This window comes from Staphylococcus sp. HMSC062H10 (assembly GCF_001836945.1).
Taxonomy (GTDB): domain Bacteria; phylum Bacillota; class Bacilli; order Staphylococcales; family Staphylococcaceae; genus Staphylococcus; species Staphylococcus aureus.
Window position 1 is genome coordinate 165,179 of record NZ_KV830972.1, and the last position, 17,164, is coordinate 182,342.

Genomic DNA, 17,164 nt, shown 5'->3' on the forward strand with positions numbered 1-17,164 from the left:
ATGAAATTTTCAACTTTAAGTGAAGAAGAATTTACCAACTACACCAAAAAGCACTTCAAACATTATACACAGTCTATAGAATTATATAATTATAGAAATAAAATAAATCATGAAGCACATATTGTGGGAGTGAAGAATGATAAAAATGAAGTTATAGCTGCATGTTTATTAACAGAGGCACGTATTTTTAAATTCTACAAATATTTCTACTCTCATAGAGGTCCTTTACTTGATTATTTCGATGCTAAATTAGTTTGTTACTTTTTTAAAGAATTATCTAAATTCATTTATAAAAATAGAGGAGTATTTATTCTTGTTGATCCATATTTAATAGAGAATTTAAGAGATGCAAATGGTAGGATAATAAAGAATTATAATAATTCAGTGATAGTAAAGATGCTAGGGAAAATTGGGTATCTCCATCAAGGTTATACAACAGGATATTCAAATAAAAGTCAAATTAGGTGGATTTCTGTATTGGATTTAAAAGATAAAGATGAGAATCAACTTTTAAAAGAAATGGAATATCAAACTAGAAGAAATATAAAAAAGACTATTGAGATTGGTGTCAAGGTTGAAGATTTATCTATTGAAGAAACAAATCGATTTTATAAATTGTTTCAAATGGCTGAAGAAAAACATGGTTTTCATTTCATGAATGAAGATTATTTTAAACGAATGCAAGAAATATATAAAGATAAGGCAATGTTAAAGATAGCTTGTATAGATCTTAATGAATATCAAGATAAATTAAAAATACAATTATTGAAAATCAAAAATGAAATGATGACTGTGAACAGAGCATTAAATGAAAATCCAAATTCTAAAAAGAATAAATCAAAATTAAATCAGTTAAATATGCAATTATCTAGTATTAATAATAGAATTAGTAAAACCGAAGAACTAATATTAGAAGATGGGCCTGTTTTGGATTTAGCTGCTGCTTTATTTATATGTACTGATGATGAAGTTTATTATCTATCAAGTGGATCAAATCCTAAATATAATCAGTATATGGGCGCATATCATCTACAATGGCATATGATAAAATATGCAAAATCACATAATATTAATAGGTATAATTTTTATGGAATAACAGGCGTCTTTAGTAATGAGGCGGATGATTTTGGTGTACAACAATTTAAAAAAGGTTTTAATGCACATGTTGAAGAATTAATTGGTGATTTCATCAAACCAGTAAGACCAATTCTATATAAATTTGCAAAACTTATTTATAAGGTTTGATTATAAAGTATGTTGGAAATTGAAATTTAAAATTCTTTCCAACATACTTTTCACTTTTTAAGTCGGTATTTTACTCCTTAAAATAACATTACATCGACAATGTTTTTGTATTAGAAATGTAAAACAAAAATAGAATATGATTTTGTATGATTAAAAAAAGGAGTTGATTTATTGATTAGACTATTTTTGCTTAAGTTATACTGGGCACACTTTTCGACTAAACAAATTCATCAATTTTTAATGGCATATCCTAATGTAATTAAAGAGGGGGGCAGAAAAAAAAGATAGTTATTTATGTGAATGGGTGAATAGGGAAGAAAATGTTCATTTATTACGTAAATACTATGCTTTTATAAAACTTAATCATAACGATATTATTAAAGAACTGCAGAAATTAAAAGTAAGTTACATTACATATATGGATACTGAATACCCAGTGCTATTAAAAGAAATATATCAATTTCCATTACTTCTTTTCTATAAAGGAAACATCAAATTAATAAATAATATGCATCATTTGGCAGTAGTAGGTGCAAGAGATTCTACAAGTTATACCCAACAGTCTTTAGAATTTTTATTATCAAATGATAAAAGCAAATATTTAACAATTGTTTCCGGCCTTGCTCAAGGAGCTGATGCAATGGCACATCAAATAGCTTTAAAATACAATCTCCCTACAATAGCAGTTTTAGCCTTTGGCCATCAAACGCATTATCCCAAAAGTACATTAGCATTAAGAAATAAAATAGAAGAAAAAGGTTTAGTTATATCCGAATATCCACCACATACACCAATTGCTAAATATAGATTTCCTGAGCGCAATAGAATTATCAGCGGTTTGTCAAAAGGGGTTTTAATTACTGAGGCTAAGGAACAAAGTGGCAGTCACATCACGATAGATTTTGCATTAGAGCAAAATAGAAATGTTTATGTTTTACCTGGATCTATGTTTAATCCTATGACAAAAGGTAATTTATTACGTATCCAAGAAGGAGCTAAGGTAGTATTAAACGCTAATGATATATTTGAAGACTACTATATTTAAAACTAAAAATAACGAGTTGCTTCATATTTCTTTTGTTACCCTTTGTAATTTATTTTTTAATAAAATCTATAAAAAATAGACAAGGAAAATGATTTGTTTAGATATAAAACGTTGACAAAAGCAAAATTAAGCGTTTATCATTTATCTTTAGTAATTAGATTAGCGAGGGGGAAATGACATTGGCAGATAATTTAGTCATTGTTGAATCGCCTGCAAAAGCAAAAACCATTGAAAAGTATTTAGGTAAGAAATATAAAGTTATAGCTTCAATGGGACACGTCAGAGACTTACCAAGAAGTCAAATGGGTGTCGACACTGAAGATAATTACGAACCAAAATATATAACAATACGCGGAAAAGGTCCTGTTGTAAAAGAATTGAAAAAACATGCAAAAAAAGCGAAAAACGTCTTTCTCGCAAGTGACCCCGACCGTGAAGGTGAAGCAATTGCTTGGCATTTATCAAAAATTTTAGAGCTTGAAGATTCTAAAGAAAATCGCGTTGTTTTCAACGAAATAACTAAAGACGCTGTTAAAGAAAGTTTTAAAAATCCTAGAGAAATTGAAATGAACTTAGTCGATGCACAACAAGCGCGTCGAATATTAGATAGATTGGTTGGCTATAACATCTCGCCAGTTCTATGGAAAAAAGTAAAAAAAGGGTTGTCAGCGGGTCGAGTTCAATCTGTTGCACTTCGTTTAGTCATTGACCGTGAAAATGAAATACGAAACTTTAAACCAGAAGAATATTGGACTATTGATGGAGAATTTAGATACAAAAAATCAAAATTCAATGCTAAATTCCTTCATTATAAAAATAAACCTTTTAAATTAAAAACGAAAAAAGATGTTGAGAAAATTACAGCTGCATTAGATGGAGATCAATTCGAAATTACAAACGTGACTAAAAAAGAAAAAACGCGTAATCCAGCAAACCCATTTACAACTTCTACATTACAACAAGAGGCGGCACGTAAATTAAACTTTAAAGCTAGAAAAACAATGATGGTCGCACAACAATTATATGAAGGTATAGATTTGAAAAAACAAGGTACGATTGGTTTAATAACATATATGAGAACCGATTCTACGCGTATTTCAGATACTGCCAAAGCTGAAGCAAAACAGTATATAACTGATAAATACGGTGAATCTTACACTTCTAAACGTAAAGCATCAGGGAAACAAGGTGACCAAGATGCCCATGAGGCTATTAGACCTTCAAGTACTATGCGTACGCCAGATGATATGAAGTCATTTTTGACGAAAGACCAATACCGATTATACAAATTAATTTGGGAACGATTTGTTGCTAGTCAAATGGCTCCAGCAATACTTGATACAGTCTCATTAGATATAACACAAGGTGACATTAAATTTAGAGCGAATGGTCAAACAATCAAGTTTAAAGGATTTATGACACTTTATGTAGAAACTAAAGATGATAGTGATAGCGAAAAGGAAAATAAACTGCCTAAATTAGAGCAAGGTGATAAAGTCACAGCAACTCAAATTGAACCAGCTCAACACTATACTCAACCACCTCCAAGATATACTGAGGCGAGATTAGTAAAAACACTAGAAGAATTGAAAATTGGGCGACCATCAACTTATGCACCGACAATAGATACGATTCAAAAGCGTAACTATGTCAAATTAGAAAGTAAGCGTTTTGTTCCTACTGAGTTGGGAGAAATAGTTCATGAACAAGTGAAAGAATACTTCCCAGAGATTATTGATGTGGAATTCACAGTGAATATGGAAACGTTACTTGATAAGATTGCAGAAGGCGACATTACATGGAGAAAAGTAATCGACGGTTTCTTTAGTAGTTTTAAACAAGATGTTGAACGTGCTGAAGAAGAGATGGAAAAGATTGAAATCAAAGATGAGCCAGCCGGTGAAGACTGTGAAGTTTGTGGTTCTCCTATGGTTATAAAAATGGGACGCTATGGTAAGTTTATGGCTTGCTCAAACTTCCCGGATTGTCGTAATACTAAAGCGATAGTTAAGTCAATTGGTGTTAAATGTCCAAAATGTAATGATGGTGACGTCGTAGAAAGAAAATCTAAAAAGAATCGTGTCTTTTATGGATGTTCGAAATATCCTGAATGCGACTTTATCTCTTGGGATAAGCCGATTGGAAGAGATTGTCCAAAATGTAACCAATATCTTGTTGAAAATAAAAAAGGTAAGACAACACAAGTAATATGTTCAAATTGCGATTATAAAGAGGCAGCGCAGAAATAATATTTTTATTTCCTAGAGACATTTTAAGATAGTTAAATAGAATCATTAGTGAATCTTATTTTAAAGATAGTAATGGATTAATCTAAATAAGTGCGGATAATATTAACATAACAACATAATTAAAAGACATAAATGACAATAAAAGGAGTATAGAAATGACTCAAACTGTAAATGTAATAGGTGCTGGTCTTGCCGGTTCAGAAGCGGCATATCAATTAGCTGAAAGAGGAATTAAAGTTAATCTAATAGAGATGAGACCTGTTAAACAAACACCAGCACACCATACTGATAAATTTGCGGAACTTGTATGTTCCAATTCATTACGTGGAAATGCTTTAACTAATGGTGTGGGTGTTTTAAAAGAAGAAATGAGAAGATTGAATTCTATAATTATTGAAGCGGCTGATAAGGCACGAGTTCCAGCTGGTGGTGCATTAGCAGTTGATAGACACGATTTTTCAGGTTATATTACTGAAACACTCAAAAATCATGAAAATATCACAGTTATTAATGAAGAAATTAATGCCATTCCAGATGGATACACAATTATCGCAACAGGACCACTTACTACAGAAACGCTTGCGCAAGAAATAGTGGACATTACTGGTAAAGATCAACTTTATTTCTATGATGCGGCTGCTCCAATTATTGAAAAAGAATCTATTGATATGGATAAAGTTTACTTAAAGTCCCGTTATGATAAAGGTGAAGCTGCATATTTAAACTGTCCTATGACTGAAGATGAATTTAATCGCTTTTATGATGCAGTATTAGAAGCTGAAGTTGCACCTGTAAATTCATTTGAAAAAGAAAAATATTTCGAGGGTTGTATGCCTTTTGAAGTAATGGCAGAACGCGGGCGCAAGACATTACTATTTGGACCAATGAAACCAGTAGGATTAGAAGATCCAAAGACTGGGAAACGTCCTTATGCAGTGGTTCAATTAAGACAAGATGACGCTGCTGGCACACTCTACAATATTGTCGGCTTCCAAACACATTTAAAATGGGGAGCTCAAAAAGAAGTCATTAAATTAATTCCAGGCTTAGAAAATGTTGATATTGTTAGATATGGTGTGATGCATAGAAATACCTTCATTAACTCACCGGACGTATTAAACGAGAAATATGAATTGATTTCACAACCAAACATACAGTTTGCAGGACAAATGACTGGTGTTGAAGGTTACGTAGAAAGCGCAGCTAGCGGCTTAGTTGCAGGCATCAATCTTGCGCATAAAATATTGGGCAAAGCTGAGGTAGTATTTCCGAGAGAAACTATGATTGGAAGTATGGCTTACTATATTTCTCATGCTAAAAATAATAAGAATTTCCAACCTATGAATGCTAACTTCGGGTTATTACCATCTTTAGAAACTAGAATTAAAGATAAAAAAGAACGCTATGAAGCACAAGCTAATAGAGCTTTGGATTACTTAGAAAATTTCAAAAAAACTTTATAAAATAGTTAGAAAGACTAGATATGCTATTCATTCTTAAGTCATCAACGAGTAAGTAATGACTTTCTAAATGGAAAATACTTATCCTAGTCTTTTTAATTTTGGAATTGTTACGTATTTCTGACAATTTAGAATTCGTATTCAAAAAAATATCTAAATAAATAACACGCAATAAGTTGATTGATGTAACATGTAAGAGAATGTTTTAAATAAACTTTATTTAAAAGACAATGAAATAATAAATGGCAAGGCTATTAATAAAGACTTTTAGTAATTAATTTAAAAAAGAGGTATTCTAATTAACAGGTTTTCCGATTAGTTACAATTATTTAATTCTCAAAAGATTTAGAATTGATTATCAAATTACTGTAAGCCCTTTGCTGTATATGCTACAATTCTTATTGATGGAGGGTAAATGTATTGAATCATATTCAAGAAGCGTTTTTAAATACATTGAAAGTTGAACGGAATTTTTCGGAACATACATTGAAATCATATCAAGATGACTTAATTCAGTTTAATCAATTTTTAGAACAAGAACATTTACAGTTGAATACTTTTGAATACAAAGATGCTAGAAATTATTTGAGCTATTTATATTCAAATCATTTGAAAAGAACATCTGTTTCTCGTAAAATCTCAACGTTAAGAACTTTCTATGAATATTGGATGACGCTTGATGAGAACATTATTAATCCATTTGTTCAATTAGTACATCCGAAAAAAGAAAAATATCTTCCGCAATTCTTTTACGAAGAAGAAATGGAAGCGTTATTTAAAACTGTAGAAGAGGACACTTCAAAAAGTTTACGGGATCGAGTTATTCTTGAATTGTTATATGCTACAGGTATCCGTGTTTCGGAATTAGTTAATATTAAAAAACAAGATATAGATTTTTACGCGAATGGTGTTACCGTATTAGGAAAAGGGAGCAAAGAGCGTTTTGTACCGTTTGGTGCTTATTGTAGACAAAGCATCGAAAATTATTTAGAACATTTCAAACCAATTCAGTCATGCAATCATGATTTTCTTATTGTAAATATGAAGGGTGAAGCAATCACTGAACGCGGTGTACGATATGTTTTAAATGATATTGTTAAACGAACTGCAGGCGTAAGTGAGATTCATCCCCACAAGCTCAGACATACATTTGCAACGCATTTATTGAATCAAGGTGCAGACCTAAGAACAGTACAATCGTTATTAGGTCATGTTAATTTGTCAACAACTGGTAAATATACACACGTATCTAACCAACAATTAAGAAAAGTGTATCTAAATGCACATCCTCGAGCGAAAAAGGAGAATGAAACATGAGTAATACAACATTACATGCAACAACAATTTATGCTGTAAGACATAATGGGAAAGCAGCTATGGCTGGAGATGGGCAAGTAACGCTTGGTCAACAAGTCATCATGAAACAAACGGCTAGAAAAGTGCGACGTTTATATGAAGGTAAAGTGTTAGCTGGTTTCGCAGGTAGTGTAGCAGATGCGTTTACGTTATTTGAAAAATTCGAAACAAAATTACAACAGTTTAGTGGTAACTTAGAAAGAGCTGCTGTTGAATTGGCACAAGAATGGCGAGGCGATAAACAATTACGTCAATTAGAAGCTATGCTAATTGTAATGGATAAAGATGCTATTTTAGTTGTCAGTGGAACTGGCGAAGTTATTGCCCCAGATGATGACCTTATCGCTATAGGATCAGGAGGCAACTACGCATTAAGCGCAGGACGTGCATTGAAACGCCATGCATCGCATTTGTCTGCTGAAGAAATGGCATATGAGAGCTTGAAAGTAGCGGCTGATATTTGTGTCTTTACCAACGATAATATTGTTGTTGAAACACTATAATAATCAGAGCACGATAAATAATTACGATCAATTAATTTTAGTTAAAAGACGGAGGAATGAAATTAATGGATACAGCTGGAATAAGATTAACTCCAAAAGAAATCGTATCTAAATTAAATGAATACATCGTTGGACAAAATGATGCTAAACGTAAAGTGGCAATTGCCCTACGTAATCGATACAGAAGAAGTTTATTAGATGAGGAATCAAAGCAAGAAATTTCACCTAAAAATATTTTGATGATTGGACCAACAGGCGTTGGTAAAACTGAAATTGCAAGAAGAATGGCCAAAGTTGTCGGCGCGCCATTTATAAAAGTAGAAGCTACTAAATTTACTGAGGTAGGTTATGTAGGACGAGATGTTGAAAGTATGGTTAGAGATCTTGTTGATGTTTCAGTAAGATTAGTCAAGGCGCAGAAAAAATCATTGGTACAAGATGAAGCAACAGCTAAGGCCAATGAAAAACTTGTTAAGTTATTAGTTCCAAGTATGAAAAAGAAAGCGTCTCAAACGAATAATCCTTTAGAGTCACTTTTCGGAGGTGCAATTCCAAATTTCGGACAAAATAATGAAGATGAAGAAGAACCACCTACTGAGGAAATTAAAACAAAACGTTCTGAAATTAAGAGACAGCTAGAAGAAGGCAAACTTGAAAAAGAAAAGGTAAGAATTAAAGTAGAACAAGATCCTGGTGCTTTAGGAATGCTAGGTACAAATCAAAATCAGCAAATGCAAGAGATGATGAATCAATTAATGCCTAAAAAGAAAGTTGAGCGAGAAGTTGCTGTTGAGACGGCAAGGAAAATCTTAGCTGATAGTTATGCGGATGAACTAATTGACCAAGAAAGCGCTAATCAAGAAGCGCTTGAATTAGCAGAACAAATGGGTATCATCTTTATAGATGAAATCGACAAAGTTGCGACGAATAATCATAATAGTGGTCAAGATGTCTCAAGACAAGGTGTTCAAAGAGATATTTTACCTATACTTGAAGGTAGCGTTATTCAAACCAAATATGGTACTGTGAATACTGAACATATGCTGTTTATAGGTGCTGGAGCTTTCCATGTATCTAAGCCGAGTGACTTGATACCAGAATTGCAAGGTCGTTTTCCGATTAGAGTTGAACTTGATAGTTTATCGGTAGAAGATTTTGTAAGAATTTTGACAGAACCAAAATTGTCATTAATTAAACAATATGAAGCATTGCTTCAAACAGAAGAAGTTACTGTAAACTTTACGGATGAAGCAATTACTCGCTTAGCTGAGATTGCTTATCAAGTAAATCAAGATACAGACAACATTGGTGCACGTCGACTTCATACAATTTTAGAAAAGATGCTAGAAGATTTATCATTCGAAGCACCAAGTATGCCGAATGCAGTTGTAGATATTACCCCACAATATGTTGATGATAAATTAAAATCAATTTCAACAAACAAAGATTTAAGTGCATTTATTCTATAAAAATATACAAAAGGAGAAAAATTCATGAGCTTATTATCTAAAACGAGAGAGTTAAACACGTTACTTCAAAAACACAAAGGTATTGCGGTTGATTTTAAAGATGTAGCACAAACGATTAGTAGCGTAACTGTAACAAATGTATTTATTGTATCGCGTCGAGGTAAAATTTTAGGATCGAGTCTAAATGAATTATTAAAAAGTCAAAGAATTATTCAAATGTTGGAAGAAAGACATATTCCAAGTGAATATACAGAACGATTAATGGAAGTTAAACAAACAGAATCAAATATTGATATCGACAATGTATTAACAGTTTTCCCACCTGAAAATAAAGAGTTGTTTATTGATAGTCGTACAACTATCTTCCCAATTTTAGGTGGAGGAGAAAGATTAGGTACATTAGTACTTGGTCGAGTACATGATGATTTTAATGAAAATGATTTGGTATTAGGTGAATATGCTGCTACAGTTATTGGTATGGAAATCTTACGTGAGAAGCATAGCGAAGTAGAAAAAGAAGCGCGCGATAAAGCTGCTATTACAATGGCAATTAATTCATTATCTTATTCTGAAAAAGAAGCAATTGAACATATCTTTGAAGAACTTGGCGGTACGGAAGGCCTATTAATCGCATCAAAAGTTGCAGATAGAGTTGGTATTACTAGATCTGTAATTGTAAATGCACTACGTAAATTAGAAAGTGCTGGTGTAATTGAATCACGTTCTTTAGGAATGAAAGGTACTTTCATTAAAGTTAAAAAAGAAAAATTCTTAGATGAATTAGAAAAAAGTAAGTAAGTCGATGAGTCTGGGATATAATTCAATGTCCTAGTCGTGACGATGTTATCTTGGCAGTAGTCAACGAAATGACTTTGATGATTATGTTGAAGTCATTTCTTTATTTTTGTCTAATTTCCAATCAAATTGATATTCCACATTAACATGATAGAATTACCTTTAAATTTATGAAAAAATGCTTGAAAAACATTTGCTTTAGACACGGCATTATGTTATATTTATTTTCGGCTATAAAGCCAATACACACATATCAAACGTGATTGTGTAAAGGGTGCAATATTTGTATATTGTCTTTACATTAGTTTGCTATGGAGGTAATTAACCAATAGGAGGAATTTATAATGGCAGTAATTTCAATGAAACAATTACTAGAAGCGGGTGTTCACTTCGGCCACCAAACACGTCGTTGGAACCCAAAAATGAAAAAATATATCTTCACTGAAAGAAATGGTATTTATATCATCGACTTACAAAAAACAGTGAAAAAAGTAGACGAGGCATACAACTTCTTGAAACAAGTTTCAGAAGATGGTGGACAAGTCTTATTCGTAGGAACTAAAAAACAAGCACAAGAATCAGTTAAATCTGAAGCAGAACGTGCTGGTCAATTCTACATTAACCAAAGATGGTTAGGTGGATTATTAACTAACTATAAAACGATCTCAAAACGAATCAAACGTATTTCTGAAATTGAAAAAATGGAAGAAGATGGTTTATTCGAAGTATTACCTAAAAAAGAAGTAGTAGAACTTAAAAAAGAATACGACCGTTTAATCAAATTCTTAGGCGGAATTCGTGATATGAAATCAATGCCTCAAGCATTATTCGTAGTTGACCCACGTAAAGAGCGTAATGCAATTGCTGAAGCTCGTAAATTAAATATTCCTATCGTAGGTATCGTTGACACTAACTGTGATCCTGACGAAATTGACTACGTTATCCCAGCAAACGACGATGCTATCCGTGCGGTTAAATTATTAACTGCTAAAATGGCAGATGCAATCTTAGAAGGTCAACAAGGCGTTTCTAATGAAGAAGTAGCTGCAGAACAAAACATCGATTTAGATGAAAAAGAAAAATCAGAAGAAACAGAAGCAACTGAAGAATAATCAACTGTTGAATCTGACTTAGATATAGTTTAAATGGGTGATAAGATATTAATGCTTATCACCTTTTTTAAAAAGAAAATCGAGGCAAATTACAAATATTCAATTAGAGTATTGGCAATCTTGCCTATAATAATGCTAAAATCATAATATATAAAATGATAACTTATTGGAGGAATAATGAATGGCAACTATTTCAGCAAAACTTGTTAAAGAATTACGTGAAAAAACTGGCGCGGGTATGATGGATTGTAAAAAAGCGCTAACTGAAACTGATGGTGACATCGATAAAGCGATTGATTACCTACGTGAAAAAGGTATTGCTAAAGCAGCTAAAAAAGCAGACCGTATTGCGGCTGAAGGTTTAGTACATGTAGAAACTAAAGGTAACGATGCAGTTATCGTTGAAATCAACTCTGAAACAGACTTTGTTGCTCGTAACGAAGGTTTCCAAGAGTTAGTTAAAGAAATCGCTAATCAAGTATTAGATACAAAAGCTGAAACTGTTGAAGCTTTAATGGAAACAACTTTACCAAATGGTAAATCAGTTGATGAAAGAATTAAAGAAGCAATTTCAACAATCGGTGAAAAATTAAGTGTTCGTCGTTTTGCTATCAGAACTAAAACTGATAACGATGCTTTCGGTGCTTACTTACACATGGGTGGACGCATTGGTGTATTAACAGTTGTTGAAGGTTCAACTGACGAAGAAGCAGCAAGAGACGTTGCTATGCATATCGCTGCAATCAACCCTAAATATGTTTCTTCTGAACAAGTTAGCGAAGAAGAAATCAACCACGAAAGAGAAGTTTTAAAACAACAAGCATTAAATGAAGGTAAACCAGAAAACATCGTTGAAAAAATGGTGGAAGGACGTTTACGTAAATACTTACAAGAAATTTGTGCTGTAGATCAAGACTTCGTTAAAAACCCTGATGTAACAGTTGAAGCTTTCTTAAAAACAAAAGGTGGAAAACTTGTTGACTTCGTACGCTATGAAGTAGGCGAAGGTATGGAAAAACGCGAAGAAAACTTTGCGGATGAAGTTAAAGGACAAATGAAATAATCTGTCATAAAGTAAAACAAGGAAGAAGACACCTTTAATGTTGCTTTATTAAAATGTAAATCATTCTAATAAAACAACAACTGTGTCTTCTTTACTTGTATATGTTACATATATTCACGATAGAGAGGATAAGAAAATGGCTCAAATTTCTAAATATAAACGTGTAGTTTTGAAACTAAGTGGTGAAGCGTTAGCTGGAGAAAAAGGATTTGGCATAAATCCAGTAATTATTAAAAGTGTTGCTGAGCAAGTGGCTGAAGTTGCTAAAATGGACTGTGAAATCGCAGTAATCGTTGGTGGCGGAAACATTTGGAGAGGTAAAACAGGTAGTGACTTAGGTATGGACCGTGGAACTGCTGATTACATGGGTATGCTTGCAACTGTAATGAATGCCTTAGCATTACAAGATAGTTTAGAACAATTGGATTGTGATACACGAGTATTAACATCTATTGAAATGAAGCAAGTGGCTGAACCTTATATTCGTCGTCGTGCAATTAGACACTTAGAAAAGAAACGTGTAGTTATTTTTGCTGCAGGTATTGGAAACCCATACTTCTCTACAGATACTACAGCGGCATTACGTGCTGCAGAAGTTGAAGCAGATGTTATTTTAATGGGCAAAAATAATGTAGATGGTGTATATTCTGCAGATCCTAAAGTAAACAAAGATGCGGTTAAATATGAACATTTAACGCATATTCAAATGCTTCAAGAAGGTTTACAAGTAATGGATTCAACAGCATCCTCATTCTGTATGGATAATAACATTCCGTTAACTGTTTTCTCTATTATGGAAGAAGGAAATATTAAACGTGCTGTTATGGGTGAAAAGATAGGTACGTTAATTACAAAATAAATTTAGAGGTGTAAAATAATGAGTGACATTATTAATGAAACTAAATCAAGAATGCAAAAATCAATCGAAAGCTTATCACGTGAATTAGCGAACATCAGTGCAGGAAGAGCTAATTCAAATTTATTAAACGGCGTAACAGTTGATTACTATGGTGCACCAACACCTGTACAACAATTAGCAAGCATCAATGTTCCAGAAGCACGTTTACTTGTTATTTCTCCATACGACAAAAGTTCTGTAGCTGACATCGAAAAAGCGATAATAGCAGCTAACTTAGGTGTCAACCCAACAAGTGATGGCGAAGTGATACGTATTGCAGTACCTGCCTTAACAGAAGAACGTAGAAAAGAGCGCGTTAAAGATGTTAAGAAAATTGGTGAAGAAGCTAAAGTATCTGTTCGAAATATTCGTCGTGATATGAATGATCAGTTGAAAAAAGATGAAAAAAATGGCGACATTACTGAAGATGAGTTGAGAAGTGGTACTGAAGATGTTCAGAAAGCAACAGACAATTCAATAAAAGAAATTGATCAAATGATTGCTGATAAAGAAAAAGATATTATGTCAGTATAAAACTAATATACAATGACATATTAAAATGCCAGTATTAAACGATAATGTAACATTTAAAATGGGCATGTTTAATTAAATCAAATATGCATGTGATAATTTAAATTCACAATGAGCATAAAATGGTGTTTAAACAAGTTAATTAAACATATACTTTATAAATAATAGGCATTAGGTATATTGCTATAATAAAGTTATGTAATTTTTAACCTCAGTATGTATGTCACATTTCTGGTGTAAACTGTACCGAGTCAGACTTTGGTACAGTTTTTTTATTTGCTTATTCAATGCATTAAATGAGTATGATAAAATGATAATGATTGTTTAGTAACTTATACTATATGACAGAGATGATCAGGCTCGGAGGAAAGACCATGTTTAAAAAGCTAATAAATAAAAAGAACACTATAAATAATTATAATGAAGAATTAGACTCGTCTAATATACCTGAACATATCGCTATTATTATGGATGGTAATGGGCGATGGGCTAAGAAGCGAAAAATGCCTAGAATTAAAGGTCATTACGAAGGTATGCAAACAATAAAAAAAATTACTAGGGTAGCTAGTGATATTGGTGTTAAGTACTTAACTTTATATGCCTTTTCCACTGAAAATTGGTCAAGACCTGAAAGTGAAGTAAATTATATTATGAATTTGCCTGTCAATTTCTTAAAGACATTTTTACCGGAACTAATTGAAAAAAATGTCAAAGTTGAAACAATTGGATTTACTGATAAGTTGCCAAAATCAACGATAGAAGCAATAAATAATGCTAAAGAAAAGACAGCTAATAATACCGGCTTAAAATTAATATTTGCAATTAATTATGGTGGCAGAGCAGAACTTGTTCATAGTATTAAAAATATGTTTGACGAGCTTCATCAACAAGGTTTGAATAGTGATATCATAGATGAAACATATATAAACAATCATTTAATGACAAAAGACTATCCTGATCCAGAGTTGTTAATTCGTACTTCAGGAGAACAAAGAATAAGTAATTTCTTGATTTGGCAAGTTTCGTATAGTGAATTTATCTTTAATCAAAAATTATGGCCTGACTTTGACGAAGATGAATTAATTAAATGTATTAAAATTTATCAGTCACGTCAAAGACGCTTTGGCGGATTGAGTGAGGAGTAGTATAGTATGAAAGTTAGAACGCTGACAGCTATTATTGCCTTAATCGTATTCTTGCCTATCTTGTTAAAAGGCGGCCTTGTGTTAATGATATTTGCTAATATATTAGCATTGATTGCATTAAAAGAATTGTTGAATATGAATATGATTAAATTTGTTTCAGTTCCTGGTTTAATTAGTGCAGTTGGTCTTATCATTATTATGTTGCCACAACATGCAGGACCATGGGTACAAGTAATTCAATTAAAAAGTTTAATTGCAATGAGCTTTATTGTATTAAGTTATACTGTCTTATCTAAAAACAGATTTAGTTTTATGGATGCTGCATTTTGCTTAATGTCTGTGGCTTATGTAGGCATTGGTTTTATGTTCTTTTATGAAACGAGATCAGAAGGATTACATTACATATTATATGCCTTTTTAATTGTTTGGCTTACAGATACAGGGGCTTACTTATTTGGTAAAATGATGGGTAAACATAAGCTTTGGCCAGTAATAAGTCCGAATAAAACAATCGAAGGATTCATAGGTGGCTTGTTCTGTAGTTTGATAGTGCCTCTTGCAATGTTATATTTTGTAGATTTCAATATGAATGTATGGATATTACTTGGAGTGACATTGATTTTAAGTTTATTTGGTCAATTAGGTGATTTAGTGGAATCAGGATTTAAGCGTCATTTCGGCGTTAAAGACTCAGGTCGAATACTACCTGGACACGGTGGTATTTTAGACCGATTTGACAGCTTTATGTTTGTGTTACCATTATTAAATATTTTATTAATACAATCTTAATGCTGAGAACAAATCAATAAACGTAAAGAGGAGTTGCTGAGATAATTTAATGAATCTCAGAACTCCTTTTGAAAATTATACGCATTATTAACTTTGAAAATTAGACGTTATATTTTGTGATTTGTCAGTATCATATTATAATGACTTATGTTACGTATACAGCAATCATTTTTAAAATAAAAGAAATTTATAAACAATCGAGGTGTAGCGAGTGAGCTATTTAGTTACAATAATTGCATTTATTATTGTTTTTGGTGTACTAGTAACCGTTCATGAATATGGCCATATGTTTTTTGCGAAAAGAGCAGGCATTATGTGTCCAGAATTTGCGATCGGTATGGGGCCGAAAATTTTTAGTTTTAGAAAAAATGAAACACTTTACACTATTAGGTTATTGCCTGTTGGTGGATATGTTCGTATGGCAGGAGATGGCTTAGAAGAGCCACCAGTCGAGCCTGGTATGAACGTTAAAATTAAACTGAATGAAGAAAATGAAATAACACATATCATATTAGATGATCATCATAAGTTTCAACAAATTGAAGCGATCGAAGTTAAAAAATGTGATTTTAAAGACGACTTATTCATAGAAGGTATTACTGCTTATGATAATGAAAGACATCATTTTAAAATTGCTAGAAAGTCTTTCTTTGTTGAAAATGGTAGCTTAGTTCAAATTGCTCCGAGAGACAGACAGTTTGCACATAAAAAGCCATGGCCGAAATTTTTAACATTATTTGCAGGACCGTTATTTAACTTTATATTAGCTTTAGTCCTATTTATTGGTCTTGCTTATTATCAAGGTACACCTACGTCTACTGTAGAACAAGTCGCAGATAAGTATCCAGCTCAACAAGCAGGCTTACAAAAAGGCGATAAAATTGTCCAAATTGGCAAATATAAAATATCTGAATTTGATGATGTTGATAAGGCGTTAGATAAAGTTAAAGATAATAAGACGACTGTTAAATTTGAACGTAATGGTAAAACAAAGTCAGTTGAATTAACACCTAAAAAGACTGAAAGAAAACTGACTAAAGTTAGTTCAGAGACGAAGTATGTTCTCGGATTCCAACCAGCGAGTGAACGTACGCTCTTCAAACCAATTGTATATGGATTTGAAAGCTTTTTGAAAGGTAGTACACTAATTTTTACAGCTGTAGTAGGTATGTTGGCTAGTATATTTACGGGCGGATTCTCATTTGATATGTTAAATGGTCCGGTTGGTATTTATCATAACGTAGACTCAGTTGTTAAAGCGGGTATCATTAGCTTAATTGGATACACTGCGTTATTAAGTGTAAACTTAGGTATTATGAATTTAATTCCTATTCCTGCACTAGACGGTGGTCGTATTTTATTTGTTATATATGAAGCGATTTTCAGAAAACCAGTTAATAAAAAAGCGGAAACAACGATTATTGCTATTGGTGCCATTTTCATGGTCGTTATTATGATATTAGTAACGTGGAATGATATTCGACGATATTTCTTATAATTTAGG

Annotated in this window: 16 protein-coding genes and 1 pseudogene; all 17 read left to right on the plus strand. The window is 32.4% G+C overall.

All coding sequences use genetic code 11. The annotated features are described in order from the left end of the window. The 17 genes and pseudogenes from fmhC (at position 1) to rseP (ending at position 17,158) form a co-directional block, all read left to right on the plus strand. Positions 1–1,245: a FemA/FemB family glycyltransferase FmhC gene (gene fmhC / locus HMPREF2658_RS03470; RefSeq protein ID WP_000672866.1), complete on the plus strand. Its 1,245-nt coding sequence runs from the start codon at positions 1–3 to the stop codon at positions 1,243–1,245. A gap of 171 nt (positions 1,246–1,416) precedes the next feature. Further along, positions 1,417–2,290: pseudogene (gene dprA / locus HMPREF2658_RS03480) on the plus strand (DNA-processing protein DprA). A 173-nt stretch (positions 2,291–2,463) separates the two neighbouring features. After that, a complete protein-coding gene (gene topA / locus HMPREF2658_RS03485; protein WP_001622395.1) occupies positions 2,464–4,539 on the plus strand; it encodes a type I DNA topoisomerase in 2,076 nt (691 codons plus the stop codon). Between the two features lie 155 nt (positions 4,540–4,694). Continuing rightward, positions 4,695–6,002 (plus strand): methylenetetrahydrofolate--tRNA-(uracil(54)-C(5))-methyltransferase (FADH(2)-oxidizing) TrmFO, encoded by a 1,308-nt coding sequence (gene trmFO, locus HMPREF2658_RS03490; RefSeq protein ID WP_000195251.1) that lies wholly within the window; start codon positions 4,695–4,697, stop codon positions 6,000–6,002. 417 nt (positions 6,003–6,419) lie between these two features. Beyond that, the gene (xerC, locus tag HMPREF2658_RS03495; RefSeq protein ID WP_001015604.1) at positions 6,420–7,316 is read left to right on the plus strand and encodes a tyrosine recombinase XerC; all 897 of its coding nucleotides are present in this window, start codon (positions 6,420–6,422) and stop codon (positions 7,314–7,316) included. Next, positions 7,313–7,858: an ATP-dependent protease subunit HslV gene (hslV, locus tag HMPREF2658_RS03500; protein ID WP_000072681.1), complete on the plus strand. Its 546-nt coding sequence runs from the start codon at positions 7,313–7,315 to the stop codon at positions 7,856–7,858. Before xerC ends, hslV begins: the two co-directional genes overlap by 4 nt. A gap of 65 nt (positions 7,859–7,923) precedes the next feature. Next, the gene (hslU, locus tag HMPREF2658_RS03505; protein WP_000379054.1) at positions 7,924–9,327 is read left to right on the plus strand and encodes an ATP-dependent protease ATPase subunit HslU; all 1,404 of its coding nucleotides are present in this window, start codon (positions 7,924–7,926) and stop codon (positions 9,325–9,327) included. 24 nt (positions 9,328–9,351) lie between these two features. Beyond that, on the plus strand, positions 9,352–10,125 hold the full coding sequence (codY, locus tag HMPREF2658_RS03510) for a GTP-sensing pleiotropic transcriptional regulator CodY (RefSeq protein WP_000055334.1): 774 nt from the start codon (positions 9,352–9,354) through the stop codon (positions 10,123–10,125). A 50-nt stretch (positions 10,126–10,175) separates the two neighbouring features. Beyond that, entirely contained in the window at positions 10,176–10,268 is a 93-nt protein-coding gene (locus tag HMPREF2658_RS03515) for a hypothetical protein (RefSeq protein WP_031785459.1), read from the plus strand. Between the two features lie 198 nt (positions 10,269–10,466). Further along, positions 10,467–11,234, plus strand: a complete 768-nt coding sequence (gene rpsB / locus HMPREF2658_RS03520; protein ID WP_000268484.1) for a 30S ribosomal protein S2 — start codon at positions 10,467–10,469, stop codon at positions 11,232–11,234. Between the two features lie 33 nt (positions 11,235–11,267). After that, entirely contained in the window at positions 11,268–11,381 is a 114-nt protein-coding gene (locus HMPREF2658_RS03525; protein WP_001789890.1) for a hypothetical protein, read from the plus strand. Between the two features lie 34 nt (positions 11,382–11,415). Then, a complete protein-coding gene (tsf, locus tag HMPREF2658_RS03530; protein WP_000201387.1) occupies positions 11,416–12,297 on the plus strand; it encodes a translation elongation factor Ts in 882 nt (293 codons plus the stop codon). A gap of 136 nt (positions 12,298–12,433) precedes the next feature. Further along, entirely contained in the window at positions 12,434–13,156 is a 723-nt protein-coding gene (pyrH, locus tag HMPREF2658_RS03535) for a UMP kinase (protein ID WP_000057330.1), read from the plus strand. An 18-nt stretch (positions 13,157–13,174) separates the two neighbouring features. Next, positions 13,175–13,729: a ribosome recycling factor gene (frr, locus tag HMPREF2658_RS03540; protein WP_001280003.1), complete on the plus strand. Its 555-nt coding sequence runs from the start codon at positions 13,175–13,177 to the stop codon at positions 13,727–13,729. 371 nt (positions 13,730–14,100) lie between these two features. Further along, positions 14,101–14,871 (plus strand): isoprenyl transferase, encoded by a 771-nt coding sequence (locus HMPREF2658_RS03545; protein WP_000473705.1) that lies wholly within the window; start codon positions 14,101–14,103, stop codon positions 14,869–14,871. Between the two features lie 6 nt (positions 14,872–14,877). After that, complete coding sequence (locus tag HMPREF2658_RS03550; protein WP_000868413.1) at positions 14,878–15,660, plus strand: phosphatidate cytidylyltransferase; 783 nt, start codon at positions 14,878–14,880, stop codon at positions 15,658–15,660. Between the two features lie 211 nt (positions 15,661–15,871). Further along, entirely contained in the window at positions 15,872–17,158 is a 1,287-nt protein-coding gene (rseP, locus tag HMPREF2658_RS03555) for an RIP metalloprotease RseP (RefSeq protein WP_000121123.1), read from the plus strand. Positions 17,159–17,164 lie beyond the last annotated feature (6 nt).